Below are 18,487 nucleotides of genomic sequence, written 5' to 3' on the forward strand. Positions count from 1 at the left end.
AAGTCCTGGAACCACTTGGGACCGAACGGCATTTTCATCGGCATGGCCGGGTTGCCCAGCGGGCTGACCATGGCGTCACTCAGGTCTTTTTTGAGTAGCAGCAGGCCGTAGAAGGTGAAGAAAATCGAGGTATCCCAGCCGAGTGCGGACGAGGTGGAAGCCAGGATAAAGGGAGGGTAAGCCCAGTCCAGTGTACCCTTGGTGGCAATGATCGCCATGGCCGGGGTCCGTGACTCTTCAATTGTCTGCAATTTGGTCGGCAGCAACTCATCCAGTTTTTTGTTCAGCCACTCGTCCATTTGTGCTTCGTTCATATCTGACATCAGTTATCTCCTCCTAGCCGTTTTTATGCGGATAGTTTTTACTAAAATTATATAAGCGGATGCTGCACCATTGCGAAGCAAGACCGCACCCCAAAACAGGAATTCAGTGCCGCTACCGGCAGATCACGAATAGCAACCTGAACAAATTGGCAGAGGGCTGGCACCCAGCACCCGAGTATATGAGCGGAGTTTTTCGGGGTCAAACAAATGACTGCAATCGACGACAAAGCCATCAATTATTTTTCAGCACTGCTCCCAGGGCAAGCCCTGAAAGCGCCAGCCGCCGGTGGTGCCCCGGTGGTGGTGCTCATCGAGTTCACCCTCAAAACCTTCGGCAATGTTATAGACCCCACAAAATCCTTCTTTAATCAACAGGTTGCCTGCCTCCAGTGAGCGCTTTCCACTGCGACAGATAAGCAGGACAGGTGCGCTTGATTCTACCGTCTCATGACAGATCCCACCGAGCACCAGCTTGCGTATCTCGGTGACAAAATTGGGGTTGAGATTCCAGTCCGGGTAATCGATCCAGGGAATGTGTATAGCGCCAACCGGGTGCCCGACAAACAGAAACTCCATATCGGAGCGGACATCAATCAGAATACTGCGTGGCTCATCCTGCATCAGGCGCCAGGCTTCCTGCGGTGTCAGTGATGTTACGTCTTCCATAGCTTTCGATCTCTCAATATTTCATTGCTTTTGAAGTATAGCGCTTCCTTAAAACCTATTTATTCAACATAAATACACACAATTTCGGTTAAATATCAAAATAAATAAATATTATTTACCACTTAAAGTCATATTTTTCAGAATAATCCAGAAATATACAAATAGAATCATAAAGTGGGTTTTAACCTTAATATTTTAAATTAATACGGTTACGTCAATATTTATAACCCTTTCCTGTTCATTCACTGTGACTTCTGGATACGCCTCAGAAATACCTTCATCTCCTTCGCGGCCTGTATATCGCCATTTCGCTCAGCAACTTCAATACCTGTTTGCCAGGCCTGGGCAGCATCTTCACCCCTCCCCGCCTCAGCCAGCACTTTCCCATAAGCTTTCCAGGCGGCCGAATAAGCAGCATCCTGCTCTACTGCACTCGACAAATGCATGGCGGATGAATCCAGATCGCCTTTTTTATGATACTCAACACCAAGGCTATACCTGAGCAATGCGCTGTCCCTGCCGGAAGCCAGCATTTTCTCCAGATTATCAATTATACCCATTGAATCCGCCCCAAGGTTTTCCTCCATTCCGGATTGGCCTTACCTGCCTCGACCTTCATTCGCCGTCCCAGTTCGTTCTCGTACCACCCCTGGTGATACTCTTGCGGCTCAATCTCATAGACCCACCAACTGCCATCGGCATCCTGTGCCCGCCAGTTAGCCCAAGCCGGCAGGTTCAGTTTATCGAATAACAGACTCATCGCCGCCAGAAGGCCGGAGACAAGAGCACCAGCAGGGTAAAGATTTCCAGACGTCCCAGCAGCATCGCCAGTGTCAGCACCCATTTGGCCGTGTTATTGATATCACTATAGTGGAAGCCGACTTCCCCCAAACCGGGGCCCAGATTATTCAGACATGCCGCTACGGCGGAAAAGGCCGTCACCTGGTCCAGGCCGGTGGCCAGCAAGGCAAGCATCATCAAGGTGAAACAGCCGATATAGGTAGCAAAAAATCCCCACACCGCCTCAACAACGCGTTCTGGCATGGCTTTATTTCCCACTTTAACCGGTATTTGGGCGCTGGGATGCACCAGTCTACTGATTTCACGCATTCCCTGCTTGAAGAGTAGCAGAAAACGAATTACCTTCATCCCACCCCCCGTCGAACCGGCGCAGCCACCGATAAAACTGATGAACAGCAACATCACGGGCAGGAATCCCGGCCAGTGAAAATACTCTGCTGTGGTAAATCCGGTGGTAGTACCGATTGAAACCACCTGAAAAATACCATGGTGGAGCGCATCGCCAAAGCGCTCAAAAGTCCCGCTCAGGTAGAGGTAAGAGACCGTCACCGTCGCGGCCAGCCCCAGCACCGCCATATACGCCCGGAACTCTGAATCGCGAAAATAGGCCAGTGGGTTCAGCGAGCGCCAGGCCACAAAGTGCAGTGAAAAATTGATGCCTGCCAGCAGCATGAATACGACAGCGACCGTTTCAATCGCTGTACTCTGGAAGTAACCGATGCTCAGATCATGGGTTGAAAACCCGCCAATCGCCACTGTGGAAAAACTGTGCCCGACGGCATCGAAAACGTCCATGCCAGCTACCCAGTAGGCCAGTGCACAACTGACCGTCAGGGCCAGGTAAATATACCAGAGGGCCTTGGCTGTTTCCGTGATGCGCGGCGTAAGCTTGTTGTCCTTCATCGGGCCAGGGGTTTCTGCCCGGTATAACTGCATACCACCAATCCCGAGTATGGGCAGCACCGCAACGGCAAGCACGATAATCCCCATACCACCCAGCCACTGCAGTTCCTGGCGATAGAAAAGGATAGATCGCGGTAATCGGTCAATACCGGTGATTACGGTTGCCCCGGTGGTCGTCAGGCCCGACATGGATTCAAACAGCGCATCGGTGAAGCTCATGTGCGGATGGTCTGCCAGCGAGAAGGGCAGCGAGCCGACCAGGGCCAGTACCGCCCAGAACAGAGAAACCACTACAAAACCGTCACGCACGCGCAACTCGCGGCGCTGGCTGCGTACCGGGAACCAGAACAGGGCGCCACTGACCAGAACACCGCCAAAGGCCATCAGAAACGCGGCCTGGCTACCCTCCTCCAGCCACAACGCCAATACCAGCGGAGGCAGCATGGTAAGGCTCGCCACCATAAGCAACAGCCCTAGAATTCGCTGAATGGTGCCAAAACTCATGGTCCGGGCCGCTTCAGAAGAACGTAACGCCGACCTGGAACAAGCGTTCGACCTCGGCGATCTTCTGTTTGTCGATCAGAAACAGAATTACGTGATCCTCACTCTGGATGACTGTGTCATGGTGCGCAATCAATACCTCTTCGCCACGTACCACGGCGCCAATGGTCGCGCCCGGTGGCAGGCGTATCTCTTCCACGGTACGCCCGACCACGCGTGAATTCTTGCTGTCACCGTGCGCCACAGCCTCGATAGCCTCGGCGGCACCGCGGCGCAATGAGTGCACCACCGCCACATCGCCGCGCCTGACGTGGGTCAACAGACTACCAATCGTCGCCTGCTGTGGGGACACAGCAATGTCGATGGCGTCACTTTGCACCAGGTCGACATAGGCCGGACGATTGATCAGCGACATTACCTTGCGTGCGCCCAGACGCTTGGCAAGCATGGCGGAAAGAATATTGGCTTCCTCATCGTTGGTGAGCGCACAAAAGACATCGGTATTCTCGATATTCTCTTCGATAAGCAGCTCTTCATCCGCTGCGTCGCCAAGCAGCACAATACTCGACTCCAGCTGCTCGGAACGCAATCTTGCGACTTCCGCATTGCATTCGATCAGCTTGACCTGGTAACGACCTTCGATTGCCTCGGCCAGGCGCAAACCAATATTGCCACCACCTGCGATCATCACCCGCTTGACCCGTTTTCCCAACGTTCGAAGCTCGCTGGTCACAGCACGAATATGCTTGCGTGCAGCGATAAAAAACACCTCGTCATCCGCTTCGATGACAGTATCGCCTTCGGGCAAGATGGCTGCGCCACGCCTGAAGATCGCAGCCACCCTGGCCTCCACACCGGGCATGTGCTCGCGCAGCTCACACAACTCCTGCCCGACCAGAGGGCCACCACGCACGGCACGCACCGCCACCAGCTGTACTCGACCGTCTGCAAAGTCCAGTACCTGCAAGGCTTCCGGCTGTTCGATCAAACGTTCGATATAATCTGTCACCAGCTGCTCGGGGCTGATGAACACATCGACCGGCAGCGCTTCCTGTGAAAACAGCTTGGGGTGCTTCAGGTATTCCGGTGCACGTACACGGGCTATCTTGATCGGTGTATGGAACAGTGTGTAGGCCACCTGACAGGCCACCATGTTGGTTTCATCGCTGTTGGTTACAGCGAGAATCATATCCGCATCTTCAGCGCCGGCACGGGTCAGGATCTCGGGGTGCGAGGCATGACCGGTCACGGTGCGGATATCAATCCGATCCTGCAAGTCCTGAAGAATATCAGGACGGTGGTCAATTACGGTAATATCATTGGCTTCACTGGAAAGGTTCTGGGCCACCGAAGACCCGACCTGTCCTGCACCAAGAATGATTATTTTCATAGGCTGATCAGTCGCCGCCTTTCTTGAAATCGATACCCAGACCGCGCAGTTTGCGGTACAGGTGTGTGCGCTCCATACCCACACGCTTGGCAAGCTTGCCCACACTGCCACCTACTTCCTGCAGCTGGTGCTCAAGATAAACTTTCTCGAACTGTTCGCGAGCCTCCCGAAGCGGCAGGTCCAGCGGCAGATCCGCACCACCCTCGTCGCTGCTTGCAGGCGTCCGTTCATGCTGAAGCGCGCCTTCGACTTCCTCGACTTCAATGACCGGACCCTGGCCGAGGATCAGCAGGCGCTGCACGAGGTTTTTCAGCTCACGGATATTACCGGGCCAGCCATAATTACGCAGCCGGTTCTGTGCAGCAATGGAGAACTCCCGGTAGGGCAGATTTTCCTGGACCACAAAACGGTCCACGTAGTAATTGAGTAATTCAGGCACATCCTCGCTGTGCTCGCGCAATGGCGGCACGGTCAGCGGAACCACATTCAAATGGTAATACAGGTCTTCGCGGAAGCGCCCTGCCTTGACGGCCTCCTCAAGGTCATCCGAAGTCGTCGCGATCACGCGGATATCGACCGGCACCGGTTCTGTGCCGCCCATACGCAGAAAAGAATGCGTCTGAAACACGCTAAGCAGGCGCGATTGGGTCTGCATATCCATGTCCGAGATATTACCCAGCAACAATGTCCCGCTATTGGCCTGTTCCAGACGGCCATAGGTAATATTGTTCCCTTCCTCACTGCCGAACAGCTCTGCAGCTGAATGTTCGGGCGACATGGAGCCAACCGCCACCTCGACAAACGGCTGGTCACGCAGGTTACTGTGCGCATGGATATAGCGTGCCACGACTTCCTTGCCGGAACCTGGCTCACCACTCACCAGCACCCAGGTATTGTGCTGGGCAATACGCTGCGCCTGCTGGCGAAGTGACTGCATGACATCGCTCTTGCCGGCCGGTTCTGCGACGGGCAACGCCTGACGTTTGAGACCCTGGTTTTCCTGCTGCAGCTTCTCGGACTCCAGGGCACGGTTGACCACCAGTAATAACTTGGCCAGCGAAATGGGTTTTTCAATGAAATCATAGGCGCCAAGGCGAGTTGCCTCGACTGCTGTCTCAACAGTACCGTGACCGGACATAATCACAACGGGACAAGGCAAGCCGCTGCCTTCAGACCATTCGCGCAGCAACGTTATGCCATCCACATCGTCCATCCAGATATCGAGAAGAATCAGATCAGGGCGACGTTTGCGACGCGCCTGACGAGCCGCCTCTCCACTTTCCGCAATACTGACCTCGAAACCCTCGTCCTCGAGGATTTCCTTGACCAGATTACGAATGTCCGGTTCGTCGTCTACCACCAGAATGTGTCCGGAGGACATGTGGATACCTGTTGCTTGCTGGGTTAAGGGAGCCTTTATACGACATTCATGACCGGACTGTCGACATTACGAGAGTGAGCGCCGTGTTTCGGCATGGAAACGCAGCTCGATACTGGCATGATGCTGCTCGGTATTCTGTGCACGAATCTGCCCGTTGTGCTCTTCGACAATCTTCTTCACGATAGCCAGCCCGAGGCCGGTTCCACGTGTTTTTGTGGTTACGTAAGGTTCAAACAGGCGCTCGAGCACATCATCGGAGAAACCGCTTCCATTGTCCAAGAAACTGACTTCGATAAAGCGATCACCGGATTCCAGCACCCATTTTGAACGTACAGTGAGCTCCCCGTCGTCCTTGTCACGCACCGCTTCGAGTGCATTTTTAAAAAGATTGTGCAGCAGCTGTCGCATGCGACCCGCGTCGCCACTGATCATGGGCGAAGGTTCGGCCAGATCCAACTGTATGCGCAGGCTCGAGCCCCGGTACAGCTCTGCAATATCCCGTATCAGTTCGTGCAGATCCAGTGGCTCCAGCTGCAGCATGGGTGCACGGGCATAGTCACCAAACGCATTGACCATTTTTTTCAGTGTATCGACCTGTTGCACAATGGTTCGCGTGGCGCGGTCCAGAATTTCCGCCTCTTCCTCATCCATCGACTTCAGGTACTTGTGACGAAGACGTTCTGCCGACAACTGTATCGGCGTGAGCGGGTTCTTGATCTCGTGCGCAAGCCTCCGCGCCACCTCGCCCCAGGCTGCGTCACGCTGCGCGCGGATAAGGTCCGTCACATCATCAAAGACAATGACTTCACCGCCGGACAGGTCATCGCTGACCGGCAGCGCGGTACTGCGACACATCAGAACATGACGACCTGCGTTGTCGAACAGCGTGACCTGCTCCTGCCAGTCGAGCTGTTGCGCGGCGTGCCGCTTTGCCACCAGCGATAACAATGGCTCGAGGAATTTATGTTCAGCCTGGATTTCCTCCAGCGACTTGCCAAGCTCGCGACTGAGGTCAATGCCCAGAATCTGGCACGCCGACTCATTTACGGTACGCAACTCTCCGGCACCGTTAATACTCAACACACCTGATGACAGGCTGCCCAGGACGGTTTCCAGGTAGGCGCGCTGACTTTCCACTTCCTGCTGGCCACGACGCGTCTGGTCTCTTGCAGCAGCAAGCCGTCGCGTCATGTCATTGAAGGATCTCACCAGAAATCCCAGCTCATCTTCACTGTCTACCGGCAACCGTTTGCTGTAGTCCCCTTCAGCAACCGCACGCGTCCCTTCAGCGAGAACACCGATAGGCTCCACCATGCGGCGTGCGGAATAGAACGCCACCCAGACAGCGGACAACAGGCTGAGCACCACCACCAGAGACAGTGTCAACGTATAACTGTACTTGAGCGGTGTCCGCAGGTAGGCCAGCTTGCGGTAACGCACGATCTGGTTCTCGACATTGCTGGCCAGTCGCCCCAGGCGCTCCGGAATCGGGTACAGCGCCTGCAACGTAAGCGGCTCTGCTGCACGCTTTGTCGTAGTCACCGGGACCACAGCCCGCACAAACAACTCATTATCAATCGGGTCGAGGCCTACGTAGGAGCGCCCCGGTGTCAGTGACAACATAGCCTGGTCACTGGGGCGGCGCGGGATTATGTCAGTGCCCTCGGTACTGCTGGAAGCAACAATGCGCCCGTCCATCCCGAATACCGTCAGTTCAACCGCACCACTGCGCACACGCAGATCGTAAAGACCGAAAGGCAATGCCGTGGGAGACATTTCACCCAGCTCGGTAGCCACTTTCTCGGTGAGTTTGAGCAAATCCCCGAGCCGTACATCGAGCGCGCCTCGACTCAGCTCCAGCGCATCATCCAGTGCCTGTTCGATCTGCACGTCAAACCATGAATCGATACCCCGCTGCAAAAACTGCAGGGAGAAGTAATACACTACTGCAATCGGTAACACCGCGAGAATAACAAAGGTAATAACCAGACGTGATGTCAGACGCGCACCAGGGGCGCGGGTACGGTACTGGGATACCAGCCAGAACAGGTTGGTACTGATCAGGCCAATCAACACGACCAGGCCCAGTGCATTCAGCAACAGCAGCCATGAATACATCTGGCCAAAGCGCTCGGAATTGTGGGTCGCATCACTCATCAGTGACAGGGACACCAGCAGGATGACAAACAACACCAGCATCGGCCAGATGCCGAGACGTGATCGGTTTACGGCAGCAATGGCCATCGGTGCCAGTCGCCTTGCAGACTCCATTCCGAACCAAGATAGGCCCACACCCGGATCGGGGTGGGTAAAGCTTCTACATCCAGGTCAGTGCGCATTCTTACCCAGTACTTTCGCCCGGGACGCAGCAGGTTTGCATCGATCAGTGGCAAGTCATATATATTGCCAATAAAGGTCAGGGCATCGTCCAGTGTGCGAAAACTGTGCTGTGCCCCCGTGCTGAGCACCCTGACCAGATAGGTTTTTGTCAGCGCGTGATACTCGAGTTCATACTTCTGTTCCAGCTGGGCAACCCGCTCGGGGAATAACCACTCCCGCTCCCGAATAACCTCGATACTCAGCTTCAACACCAGCGGGACGCCATTGTGCAGTGCTTCCTGCAAAGTATCATTGAGGTTGAGATCAACACGTGCACCAACCCGGTAAACGCCGTCAACCAGCAAGGTGCGGGTATCATGTATCTGTGGGTCGCTGGCATCGACCGGCGTAAACAGCAGGCAACAGGACAGTAACCACAGCGACAAACGCCAACGATGGCGAGCCTGGCACCTGTCAGCTGTTATTGTTGTTTGCTCTGTCACGGGGAGACTGTCGATCCTTTTATCAAGCGTGCGTAATAAAATCCGTCCATGCCCTGTTCCCCTGGCAACAGCTGGCGCCCGACAGATAGCGGCTGACCCCACTCTGCTTCCAGTGGTAATTCGGCGGCATCGTCATGTTCCGCCATGAAAGCCTCTACCACAGTGGTATTTTCACAACGGAAGACCGAACAGGTAACGTATAAGAGAATACCGCCTGGTGCGAGCAAGGGCCATAGCGCGTTCAACAGGCGCCGCTGCTGCGCGGACAAGCGGGGCAAATCCGACTCCCGGCGCAGCTGTTTGATATCAGGATGCCGGCGTACTACGCCACTCGCAGAGCAGGGGGCATCCAGGAGTATGCGGTCAAACTGCCTGCCATCCCACCAGTCGCCGGTTGCCCCCGCATCCGCACACACCGTTTCAGCTTTCAGTTTCAGTCGCTGAAGATTTTCTTCCACGTTCTCCAGACGATTCGGCGTGTTATCCAATGCCAGTAATGACGCATCCGGCACAACCTCTGCGATATGACCGGTCTTGCCGCCAGGCGCTGCACACGCATCCAGTACGCGCTGCCCCGGCTCAAGCATCAACTGCGGCGCCGCAAGCTGGGCGGCCGCATCCTGCACGGAAACGCTGCCGGCACGGAAGCCCGGCAGACTATCGACCGGAACCGGCATGTCCAGTTCGATAGCGCTATCCACAAGGGCATGCGGTCGGGCGCCAATGCCCTCCTCCAGCAACAGCTCAATATAAGCCTCCCGGCTCGATTGCTGCGAGTTGACCCGCAACACCATGGGCGCGCGCTGGTTTCCACCTTCCAGTATCTGTTGCCAGTGATCCGGCCAGTCGTGCTGCAGCTGTTTAATCCACCAGTCAGGGCTGGACCAGCGGGCCGTGGGTACAGTATCGGCTTCCGCCAGTAGCGAGTCAGACTGCCGCAGTGCGTTTCGTAGCACACCATTGACCAGTCCCGCAGCCCAGCTCTTGCCGGTATGCCGCGCCAGGTCCACCGTCTCACTCACCGCCGCGTGATCGGCAGTATCGAGCATCAATACCTGGTAAAGACCAACCAGCAACAGCGCGTGCAGATCCCGGTCTTTTTTGCGCAGAGGTTTCTGCAGGAGTTTGCCAAGAAAAAACTCGAGCCTGTTCCTCCAGCGGAGCGTCCCCAGCACAAGTTCCCGTGTAAAGGCGCGCTGGCGCGGGTCGTTGAGAGCGGCCATTTCCGCGTTCAAAATGCCCGCCAGCGACTCGCCCTGTTCGAGTACCTGGAATACCAGCCGGGTTGCCAGTTCCCTGGGCTGGCGCACCCGGGCATCCTGTGTATTCATTTTACCGGCAGCCACAGCATTCGCACGCTGCCGCCCCTCATTTCAACACCCGTCCATCGACCGAGCGCGCATTGAGAAAATCCTTGCTGGACATTCGCTTGCCCCCGGGCAGCTGGATCTCTCGAAGGCGCAGACCGCCCTGACCACAGGCAACATCTATACCCTCAGGCCCGGCAGCCACAACGGTCCCCGGCATGTCAGCCGGCACGTCATGGATTGCCCTAGCGTCCCAGATACGCAGTTTTTCACCCTGGTAATCCGCCTGCGCTACCGGCCAGGGATTAAATGCCCGCACCTGACGTTCAAGCTCATCGGCATCACGGGTCCAGTCAATGGCAGCTTCCGCCTTGTCGAGCTTGGAAGCATAGGTAACCAACGACTCATCCTGGGGTGCAGGCGTCAGGCGCCCTGCCGCCAGGTCGTCAAGGTGTTGGGCGAGCAGGTCTGCAGCAAGCCGGCTAAGGCGGTCATGCAGGGAGCCACCGGTCTCGTCGTCACAGATCGCGGTTTTTACCTGCGCCAGCACGGGGCCGGAATCAAGTCCGGCCTCCATTTGCATCAGGCACACCCCGGTTTCCCTGTCACCGGCCAGAATGGCGCGCTGGATCGGGGCAGCACCGCGCCAGCGAGGAAGCAGTGAAGCGTGCAGGTTGACACAACCCCGCGCGGGTATGTCCAGTACCGCCCCGGGGAGTATCAGACCATAGGCCACAACAACCATCAGGTCGGGTTTGAGTGCGGCCAACTTGGCCTGCTCGGCTTTATCCTTGAGGCTGTGAGGCTGGAAAACAGGAATATCATGCTGCCGGGCAAGTTGTTTGACGGGTCCGGGCCGCAGCTTTCTGCCCCGGCCAGCCGGGCGGTCGGGCTGACTATAAACACCGACAACTTCGTGCCCACTGTCCAGCAGCGCCTGCAGCACGGGAACAGAAAAATCCGGGGTACCGGCGAAAACAATACGCATTCAGATAACAGGTTCAGCGTGCTGCTCGGCAGCACCTTCGGTATCACCGTGACGCGCCTGCTTTTCCAGTTTTTTGCGGATGCGGTTACGCTTCAACGACGACAGGTAATCGACGAACAGCTTGCCATCCAGGTGGTCAATTTCATGCTGGATACAGACGGCGAGCAAGCCATCGGCTTCCTGTTCGAATATCTGCCCGTCACGGTCCAGCGCCCGCACGCGGATATGCTCGGCACGCTTCACGCGCTCGTAGATGCCGGGGACCGATAAACAGCCTTCATCCATTTCTTCCACACCGTCTTTCTCGAGAATCTCCGGGTTGATGAAGACCCTCGGCTCATCATGCTCCTGGGACAAATCGATCACGAGAACCCGCTGATGGACGTTCACCTGGGTGGCGGCGAGGCCGATACCGGGCGCTGCATACATGGTTTCGAACATGTCTTCGATCAACTCGCGCAAAGCGGCGTCAACCTCTTCGACGGGTTTCGCCCGGGTACGGAGCCGGGGATCGGGAAAATGGAGTATTTCGAGCTTCGCCATGTGATTTACGTCACAATCTATCGTCTACTTTGTGAATATACTCTAACATAATGATCATTAGGCTGTTTGGCCAACTCCCCGCTATTTAGTGGTGGAACAAAATTCGCTACACTCCGCGAGCCGGCTGCCGTTAACTATGACCGGATAACTGCGTTGGCGGTGGGTCGGCGCGCAATACAGACAAAAAACGGAACGTAATAAAGGGACGCCCATATGTCGATACTCAAATCGCTGGCGCTGGCTCTGGCACTTTTGGCCACAGCCGTATTCGCAGACCAGGTGACACTGAAGGAAGGTCACCCAGACCGCTACGTGGTCGTCAAGGGGGACACACTCTGGGATATTTCCGGAAAATTCCTCGACAGCCCCTGGCTATGGCCGGAAATCTGGTACGTGAATCCCCAGATCGAAAATCCACATCTTATCTATCCCGGTGACGTGATCAACCTGGTTTACGTCGACGGCAAGCCACAGCTGCGTATTCAGCGTGGCAAGGGTACCTTCAAGCTGTCACCCAAAGTGCGCGCAGAACGGCTGGACCAGGCCATTCCAACGATTCCGATTGACAGTATCCAGCAGTTCCTGACTCAGCCGCTGGTGGTCGATGAGGACACCATGGAAAATGCAGCCTATGTCGTTTCCAGCGCAGGCGAGCACCTCATTGTCGGTGCCGGTGACCGCATTTATGTACGTGGCATCAGTGCCGACCAGGGCAATCGATATAACGTCTTCCGCCCGGGCGATGCCTACATTGATCCCGATAGCGGAGAAGTGCTCGGCTTTGAAGCACTGTATCTCGGCGATGGCCGTAGCGAGCGCTTTGGCGACCCTTCAACCCTGAAGCTGGATCACACCACCCGGGAAATCAATACCGGCGACCGCGTGATGCCGATGACGCAGGAGGATGTCTACGCCTATTTCACTCCTCACGCGAGCGACAGCGAGGTTGAGGGTACGATTATCGCGGTGGTCGATGGTGTCAGCCAGATCGGCCAGTACCAGGTCGTCGTGATAAACCGTGGTAATCGCGAAAATGTCGATGTCGGCACTGTGTTTGCCGTTGAACAGCGTGGCGTAACCATCCCTGACCAGGTCAGCGAAGACCCCAAGGACGTGGTGAAATTGCCCGATGAGCGCGCGGGCCTGTTAATGGTATTCCGCACCTTCGACAAGGTCAGCTTTGGCCTGATCATGAAAGCCACCAGCTCATTGCATGTCGGAGACCACATCCGCGCGCCCTGACCGGCAAGCGTTCTTTACTGGCAAAAGCCGGTACCTTCGGGCATGGTAATATCATGTTTCGAGGTACCGGCTTTTTATTGGGAGGAACTCAAGGATGAGACCACACCCGGAAACACCCGACAACGACACAGCAACTGACGACACCCTCTATCACTGGCTGGCACTGGCACACCTGCACGGGATGGGCAGTCGCCGCATTACCCGCCTGCTGGAAGCCTTTGGAACGATCGATGCTGTATTTTCCGCTTCTGACGCACAGCTGGGCCGGGCCGGAGTGCCGGATAACTGTATAGAAGGCTTGCAGCAACCGGATCGGGACGCCATCGAAAACGATCTGCGCTGGAACGAAGCACCGGACAACCACATTATCAGCCTGGATGACCCACGCTACCCTCAGCAGCTGAAGGAGATCCCCGATCCACCTCCTTTGCTCTATGTCCACGGTGACCCGGACTACCTGGGTCAGCCGCAGCTGGCTATCGTCGGTAGCCGTAACCCGACACCTTCAGGGTTGGCGCTGGCAAGAGAGTTTGCTGCCTACCTGGCGGAATTCGGCCTGACCATCAGCAGCGGGCTGGCAACCGGCATCGATGCAGCCGCACACGAAGGCGCATTGGAAGGGCACGGCAGCACACTGGCCGTCACCGGGACAGGGCTGGACCGGGTTTATCCCGCCTGCCACCACGAACTCGCGCACCGCATTGCCGGCTGTGGGGCACTGGTTTCCGAATTTCCGCCCGGCACTCCGCCGCAAGCCGGTAATTTTCCACGCCGCAATCGCATCATTAGCGGGTTGAGTATTGGTACCCTGGTCGTAGAAGCGGCCCTGCGCTCCGGTTCCCTGATTACCGCCCGCCTGGCTCGTGACCAGGGCCGTGAGGTATTCGCCATCCCGGGCTCCATCCACAACCCGCTGGCACGCGGCTGCCATGCGCTGATCCGGGAAGGCGCAAAGCTGGTAGAGACCGGACAGCATATCCTCGAAGAGTTGGCCCCACTGGTCCCGGTGGCACAGAAACCTGCCGTAACCCTGGATTCGAAGCCTGATGAAACCCCTCAGCTTGCAGAGGATTACCGGAAATTGCTCGACAGCATGGGCTATGACGCCATCAGCGTGGATGAGCTGGTGCAACGCAGCGGATTGACGCCGGAAGAGGTTTCCTCCATGCTGCTCATGCTGGAGCTGGAGGGTCACCTCGCTTCCAGTGCTGGCGGGCGCTATACCCGCGTACGATAGAGGCTTGAAATGAAAGAAAATATGTTTGACGTGCTGATGTATCTGTTTGAGCACTATTACATGGATGAGGAAACCGATCTGAGCCCGGATCGTGAATCCCTGCACACCGAACTGGTGGAAGCCGGCTTCCCGTCAATGGAAATCAACCAGGCGTTTGAGTGGCTGGAAGGTCTCGCGGTGCAGGAGCACGAAATTCAGTCCCCGCAAACCGAGAATGCCATACGGCTGTTTTCCGACCGGGAGTGCGAACGCCTGGATACAGAAAGCCGCGGTTTTCTGCTGTTCCTCGAACAGATGGGCATTCTGCCGCCCGAGTCGCGCGAGCGCGTTATCGATCGCGCCATGGCGCTGGACACGGATGATTTTGATATCGGCCAGTTAAAGTGGGTCATTCTGATGGTGCTGTTCAACCAGCCCGGCGCCGAAGCCGCCTATGCCTGGATGGAAGACCTGGTGTTTGACAGTGTGCCGGGTGGCTACCTGCACTAACCGGAACAACAACCCAATTCAGCCTCAAGCCGCACACTGTGCGGCTTTTAGCTATACAGACTATGAGTAAAAATCTCGTTATTGTGGAATCGCCCGCGAAGGCGAAGACCATTAAAAAATACCTCGGCAAGGGCTTTGAAGTCCTGGCCTCGTACGGTCATGTCCGCGACCTTGTACCCAAAGAAGGGGCGGTGAAACCCGACGAGGATTTCGCCATGAAATACCAGGTCATCGAACGTAATTCGAAACACGTCGACGCCATCGTCAAGGCCCTGAAAAAAGCTGACACCCTGTACCTCGCGACTGATCCGGATCGCGAAGGTGAAGCCATATCCTGGCATTTGCTTGAACTGCTGAAAGAACGCGGCATCCTCAAGGACAAGGAAGCTCACCGTGTGGTGTTCCACGAGATTACCAAGCGTGCCATCAACGATGCTGTTGAGCACCCGCGCGAGCTGTCTGTGGACATGGTGAATGCGCAGCAGGCGCGCCGCGCGCTGGATTACCTGGTGGGCTTCAACCTGTCTCCGCTACTGTGGAAAAAAATCCGTCGTGGCCTGTCTGCGGGCCGCGTGCAAAGCCCGGCGCTGCGCATGATTGTCGAGCGTGAAGAAGAAATCGAGAAGTTCAAGCCACGCGAATACTGGACCATCGAGGCCGACCTCGAAAAAGACAAGCAGGCCTTCACTGCCAGACTTACACACCTGCATGGCAAGAAACTCAGCCAGTTTTCTATCAACAAGGAGAAGCCGGCGCACGAGGCGGAAAAAGAACTGCTGGAAGCCGCGAAGGGCAAGCTGACCGTCACCACCATCGAGAAGAAACAGCGCAAGCGTAACCCGGCGGCGCCCTTTACAACCTCGACGCTGCAACAGGAAGCCTCGCGCAAGCTTGGCTTTACCACCAAGCGCTCCATGAGCGTGGCGCAGCAGCTGTATGAAGGTATCGACATCGGCGAAGGCGCTGTGGGTCTGATTACCTACATGCGTACCGACTCGGTGAATCTTGCCAACGAAGCGCTGGAAGAGATACGCGAACTGATCAGTGAGCGGTACGGCGACAAGGCATTGCCGGACAAGCCACATCAGTTCAAGACCAAGGCCAAGAATGCGCAGGAAGCCCACGAGGCGATCCGCCCGACCTCGGCAAGGAATATTCCCGAAGAGATCAAGAAACATCTGAGTTCCGACCAGTACAAGCTCTACAACCTGATCTGGAAACGCACCGTTGCCTGCCAGATGAAGCACGCGACCATTCACACGGTTGGCGTGGATTTCAACGTCGGCGACGGCAACACACTACGTTCAACCGGCTCCACTATTGCCGACCCGGGGTTCATGGCCGTTTATCAGGAAGGTGTGGACGACGCCAAAAAGGGTGGTAGCGATGAAAATCGTCTGCCGCCGCTGGAAAAAGGCGACACGGTCGATCTGAACAAAATTCGCCCGGAACAGCACTTCACCGAACCGCCACCGCGCTACAGCGAAGCCAGCCTGGTCAAGTCGCTGGAAGAACACGGCATCGGCCGCCCGTCGACCTATGCCACTATCATCTCGACCCTGCAGCAGCGCGAGTATGTGACACTGGAAAAGAAACGTTTCCAGCCTACCGACGTCGGCCGCATTGTCAGCAATTTTCTCACCAATCACTTCACCAAGTATGTGGACTACGACTTCACCGCGCGTCTCGAGGATGAACTCGATGCCGTCTCGCGTGGCGAAAAGGAATGGATCCCGTTGATGAAGGAGTTCTGGTACCCGTTCAAGGAACTGGTCAAGGACAAGGAAGAAAGCGTTTCGCGCAGTGAAGTTACAACCGAACCGCTGGGTGAGGACTGCCCCAAATGCGGCAAGCCACTCAACATTCGACTGGGACGACGCGGTCGCTTTGTCGGCTGCAGCGGCTACCCGGAGTGCGACTACACGCGCAACCTCGATGACAACGGAGAAAGCAGCGAACCGGAGATCGTAGAAGGTCGTAACTGTCCCGAGTGTGATTCACAACTGATTATCCGCAGCGGGCGTTACGGTAAATTCATCGGTTGTTCCAGTTACCCGGACTGCAAATACATAGAGCCATTGGAAAAACCCGAAGACACCGGTGTGGCCTGCCCGAAGTGCAGCAAGGGCACTATGCTCAAGCGTAAATCACGGCGCGGCAAAATCTTCTATTCCTGCTCGACCTACCCGGACTGTGACTACGCCGTGTGGAACGAACCGGTGGAAGGCCCGTGCCCCAAATGCAACTGGCCAATCCTGACCATCAAGACGACAAAGAAACGCGGCACCGAGCGTGTCTGCCCGCAGCAGGACTGTTCCTTTGCCGAGCCCTTCGAGCAGGACGAGGCCGAAGAAACCAGTAACGCCGATTGAGCCGCTTTCCGTCACAGTGGCAGGTTTCACAGGCGGCGCGCTGTGTCCGTCATGGTGGCATCGTCGCCTACCCGACCGAAGCCGTGTTCGGACTGGGTTGTGACCCTGCAAATCCTTATGCCGTGATGCGGCTGCTGGCACTCAAGCAACGCCGTATTGAAAAAGGCCTGATTCTGGTCGCCGCTTCCCGGCAGCAGCTTCAACCCTGGGTTGCACCGGTTCCTCGTAAACTGGACCAACCTCTCGAATCGAGCTGGCCTGGCCCACACACCTGGTTGCTACCCGCCGCCAGACACTGCCCTGACTGGTTGACCGGTGGCCGGAATACGCTTGCAGTGCGCGTAAGCGCTCACCCGGTAGTACAACGCCTGTGCAATGCCACTGGTAGCGCCATTGTCTCCACCAGCGCCAACCAGGAGAGCAAGCCCCCGGCCCGTTCACGGCTGGAACTACAACTTCGCTTCCCGACCGGGATCGATTATTGTTTACCCGGTGCACTGGGCGGGCTGGAACAACCCACCCGCATCCGCGACCTGCAGACCGGGCGCATCATCCGTTAACCGGAAACACTATGCCGCAAATCGACCACAATCTACCTGATATCGCAGCAGTGCGTGATTACCTGATGGACCTGCAGGACCGCATCTGTGACGCCCTGCAGACTTTTGAACCCGACACCCCCTTTCATGAAGACACGTGGGTTCGCGACGAGGGTGGTGGTGGCCGCTCACGCGTGCTGGAAGAGGGCACCGTACTCGAGAAAGCCGGTATTAATTTCTCACATGTTCATGGCAAACAACTGCCCGCCTCGGCCACCGCACACCGGCCGGAACTGGCAGGGCGTCGCTTCGAGGCGCTGGGTGTTTCTCTGGTGATACATCCGCGCAATCCGTATGCGCCGACCTCACACGCCAACGTACGTTTCTTTATTGCGCAAAAGGAAGGCGCCGACCCGGTCTGGTGGTTTGGTGGTGGTTTCGACCTTACGCCGTATTATGGTTTTGAGGAAGATGCCAGACACTGGCACCAGACGGCAAAAGAGGCTTGTGAACCTTTCGGGGATGAACTGTATCCGCGCCTGAAGCAATGGTGCGATGAATACTTCTATCTGAAGCACCGCAATGAACCACGCGGTATCGGCGGGCTGTTTTTCGATGATTACAATACACCGGGTTTTGCTGACAGCTTTGCGTTTATGCGCAGCGTTGGCGATCACTATGTGCCGGCTTACGTCCCTGTTGTGGAAAAACGCAAGGACATTGCCTATGGAGAGCGGGAGCGTGATTTTCAACTCTACCGGCGCGGGCGTTACGTGGAATTCAACCTGGTATATGACCGTGGCACGCTATTCGGCCTGCAGACCGGTGGGCGCACCGAGTCAATATTAATGTCACTGCCACCACTGGTGAAGTGGCGTTATGACTGGCAGCCTGAAGCAGGCTCTGCCGAGGCAGTGCTTTACGATATTTTTCTGAAACCGCAGGACTGGGTCTAGACTGGCCTGAAACAGGCCAGTCACACT

General features: G+C 56.4%; 17 protein-coding genes. 6 read left to right on the forward strand and 11 right to left on the reverse strand.

The window, feature by feature from the left end; all coding sequences use genetic code 11:
- The 11 genes from DFR30_RS00005 to def all read right to left on the reverse strand — a co-directional run.
- A partial coding sequence (locus tag DFR30_RS00005; RefSeq protein ID WP_207891916.1) for a DsrE/DsrF/DrsH-like family protein occupies positions 1 to 218 on the reverse strand: 218 nt, incomplete at its 3' end.
- A gap of 348 nt (positions 219 to 566) precedes the next feature.
- Complete coding sequence (locus tag DFR30_RS00010) at positions 567 to 989, reverse strand: rhodanese-like domain-containing protein (RefSeq protein ID WP_132970718.1); 423 nt, start codon at positions 987 to 989, stop codon at positions 567 to 569.
- 242 nt (positions 990 to 1,231) lie between these two features.
- Positions 1,232 to 1,549, reverse strand: a complete 318-nt coding sequence (locus DFR30_RS00015; protein WP_132970719.1) for a hypothetical protein — start codon at positions 1,547 to 1,549, stop codon at positions 1,232 to 1,234.
- Positions 1,550 to 1,745: 196 nt separating this feature from the next.
- Complete coding sequence (locus tag DFR30_RS00025; RefSeq protein WP_132970720.1) at positions 1,746 to 3,197, reverse strand: TrkH family potassium uptake protein; 1,452 nt, start codon at positions 3,195 to 3,197, stop codon at positions 1,746 to 1,748.
- Positions 3,198 to 3,210: 13 nt separating this feature from the next.
- Positions 3,211 to 4,584: a Trk system potassium transporter TrkA gene (gene trkA, locus DFR30_RS00030; RefSeq protein ID WP_132970721.1), complete on the reverse strand. Its 1,374-nt coding sequence runs from the start codon at positions 4,582 to 4,584 to the stop codon at positions 3,211 to 3,213.
- Between the two features lie 7 nt (positions 4,585 to 4,591).
- Positions 4,592 to 5,965 carry a sigma-54-dependent transcriptional regulator gene (locus tag DFR30_RS00035; protein WP_132970722.1) on the reverse strand — a complete coding sequence of 458 codons (1,374 nt, stop codon included), beginning with the start codon at positions 5,963 to 5,965 and terminating at the stop codon, positions 4,592 to 4,594.
- A gap of 66 nt (positions 5,966 to 6,031) precedes the next feature.
- Entirely contained in the window at positions 6,032 to 8,209 is a 2,178-nt protein-coding gene (locus tag DFR30_RS00040) for a sensor histidine kinase (protein ID WP_132970723.1), read from the reverse strand.
- Entirely contained in the window at positions 8,191 to 8,787 is a 597-nt protein-coding gene (locus DFR30_RS00045; RefSeq protein WP_165869039.1) for a DUF4390 domain-containing protein, read from the reverse strand. The genes DFR30_RS00040 and DFR30_RS00045 overlap by 19 nt, the downstream gene beginning before the upstream one ends.
- Positions 8,784 to 10,118, reverse strand: a complete 1,335-nt coding sequence (gene rsmB / locus DFR30_RS00050; protein WP_132970725.1) for a 16S rRNA (cytosine(967)-C(5))-methyltransferase RsmB — start codon at positions 10,116 to 10,118, stop codon at positions 8,784 to 8,786. The genes DFR30_RS00045 and rsmB overlap by 4 nt, the downstream gene beginning before the upstream one ends.
- A gap of 37 nt (positions 10,119 to 10,155) precedes the next feature.
- Positions 10,156 to 11,082: a methionyl-tRNA formyltransferase gene (fmt, locus tag DFR30_RS00055; protein ID WP_132970726.1), complete on the reverse strand. Its 927-nt coding sequence runs from the start codon at positions 11,080 to 11,082 to the stop codon at positions 10,156 to 10,158.
- Positions 11,083 to 11,625, reverse strand: coding sequence for a peptide deformylase (gene def / locus DFR30_RS00060; protein WP_132970727.1), 543 nt, complete (start codon positions 11,623 to 11,625; stop codon positions 11,083 to 11,085).
- A 213-nt stretch (positions 11,626 to 11,838) separates the two neighbouring features.
- Here def and DFR30_RS00065 point away from each other — a divergent pair, with 213 nt between their 5' ends.
- The 6 genes from DFR30_RS00065 to hemF all read left to right on the forward strand — a co-directional run bounded on the left by DFR30_RS00065 (position 11,839) and on the right by hemF (position 18,460).
- Entirely contained in the window at positions 11,839 to 12,867 is a 1,029-nt protein-coding gene (locus DFR30_RS00065) for a LysM peptidoglycan-binding domain-containing protein (protein ID WP_132970728.1), read from the forward strand.
- Positions 12,868 to 12,961: 94 nt separating this feature from the next.
- Positions 12,962 to 14,104 carry a DNA-processing protein DprA gene (gene dprA, locus DFR30_RS00070; protein WP_132970729.1) on the forward strand — a complete coding sequence of 381 codons (1,143 nt, stop codon included), beginning with the start codon at positions 12,962 to 12,964 and terminating at the stop codon, positions 14,102 to 14,104.
- A 9-nt stretch (positions 14,105 to 14,113) separates the two neighbouring features.
- Positions 14,114 to 14,593 carry a DUF494 family protein gene (locus DFR30_RS00075; RefSeq protein WP_165869040.1) on the forward strand — a complete coding sequence of 160 codons (480 nt, stop codon included), beginning with the start codon at positions 14,114 to 14,116 and terminating at the stop codon, positions 14,591 to 14,593.
- A gap of 62 nt (positions 14,594 to 14,655) precedes the next feature.
- A complete protein-coding gene (topA, locus tag DFR30_RS00080; RefSeq protein WP_132970730.1) occupies positions 14,656 to 16,965 on the forward strand; it encodes a type I DNA topoisomerase in 2,310 nt (769 codons plus the stop codon).
- Positions 16,962 to 17,525, forward strand: a complete 564-nt coding sequence (gene tsaC, locus DFR30_RS00085; protein WP_132970731.1) for an L-threonylcarbamoyladenylate synthase type 1 TsaC — start codon at positions 16,962 to 16,964, stop codon at positions 17,523 to 17,525. Before topA ends, tsaC begins: the two co-directional genes overlap by 4 nt.
- Positions 17,526 to 17,536: 11 nt before the next feature.
- Entirely contained in the window at positions 17,537 to 18,460 is a 924-nt protein-coding gene (gene hemF / locus DFR30_RS00090) for an oxygen-dependent coproporphyrinogen oxidase (protein ID WP_132970732.1), read from the forward strand.
- Positions 18,461 to 18,487: the final 27 nt, after the last annotated feature.

This window comes from Thiogranum longum (assembly GCF_004339085.1).
Classification (GTDB): Bacteria; Pseudomonadota; Gammaproteobacteria; order DSM-19610; family DSM-19610; genus Thiogranum; species Thiogranum longum.

What these genes read in the sequence shown, in the direction of transcription:
- DFR30_RS00075 (WP_165869040.1), top strand. Translation starts at nt 14,114, where the DNA reads ATGAAAGAAAATATGTTTGACGTGCTGATGTATCTGTTTGAGCACTAT.
- DFR30_RS00010 (WP_132970718.1), bottom strand. Translation starts at nt 989, where the DNA reads ATGGAAGACGTAACATCACTGACACCGCAGGAAGCCTGGCGCCTGATG.
- DFR30_RS00065 (WP_132970728.1), top strand. Translation starts at nt 11,839, where the DNA reads ATGTCGATACTCAAATCGCTGGCGCTGGCTCTGGCACTTTTGGCCACA.
- rsmB (WP_132970725.1), bottom strand. Translation starts at nt 10,118, where the DNA reads ATGAATACACAGGATGCCCGGGTGCGCCAGCCCAGGGAACTGGCAACC.
- fmt (WP_132970726.1), bottom strand. Translation starts at nt 11,082, where the DNA reads ATGCGTATTGTTTTCGCCGGTACCCCGGATTTTTCTGTTCCCGTGCTG.
- def (WP_132970727.1), bottom strand. Translation starts at nt 11,625, where the DNA reads ATGGCGAAGCTCGAAATACTCCATTTTCCCGATCCCCGGCTCCGTACC.
- DFR30_RS00025 (WP_132970720.1), bottom strand. Translation starts at nt 3,197, where the DNA reads ATGAGTTTTGGCACCATTCAGCGAATTCTAGGGCTGTTGCTTATGGTG.
- dprA (WP_132970729.1), top strand. Translation starts at nt 12,962, where the DNA reads ATGAGACCACACCCGGAAACACCCGACAACGACACAGCAACTGACGAC.
- trkA (WP_132970721.1), bottom strand. Translation starts at nt 4,584, where the DNA reads ATGAAAATAATCATTCTTGGTGCAGGACAGGTCGGGTCTTCGGTGGCC.
- topA (WP_132970730.1), top strand. Translation starts at nt 14,656, where the DNA reads ATGAGTAAAAATCTCGTTATTGTGGAATCGCCCGCGAAGGCGAAGACC.
- DFR30_RS00035 (WP_132970722.1), bottom strand. Translation starts at nt 5,965, where the DNA reads ATGTCCTCCGGACACATTCTGGTGGTAGACGACGAACCGGACATTCGT.
- DFR30_RS00015 (WP_132970719.1), bottom strand. Translation starts at nt 1,549, where the DNA reads ATGGGTATAATTGATAATCTGGAGAAAATGCTGGCTTCCGGCAGGGAC.
- DFR30_RS00040 (WP_132970723.1), bottom strand. Translation starts at nt 8,209, where the DNA reads ATGGCCATTGCTGCCGTAAACCGATCACGTCTCGGCATCTGGCCGATG.
- hemF (WP_132970732.1), top strand. Translation starts at nt 17,537, where the DNA reads ATGCCGCAAATCGACCACAATCTACCTGATATCGCAGCAGTGCGTGAT.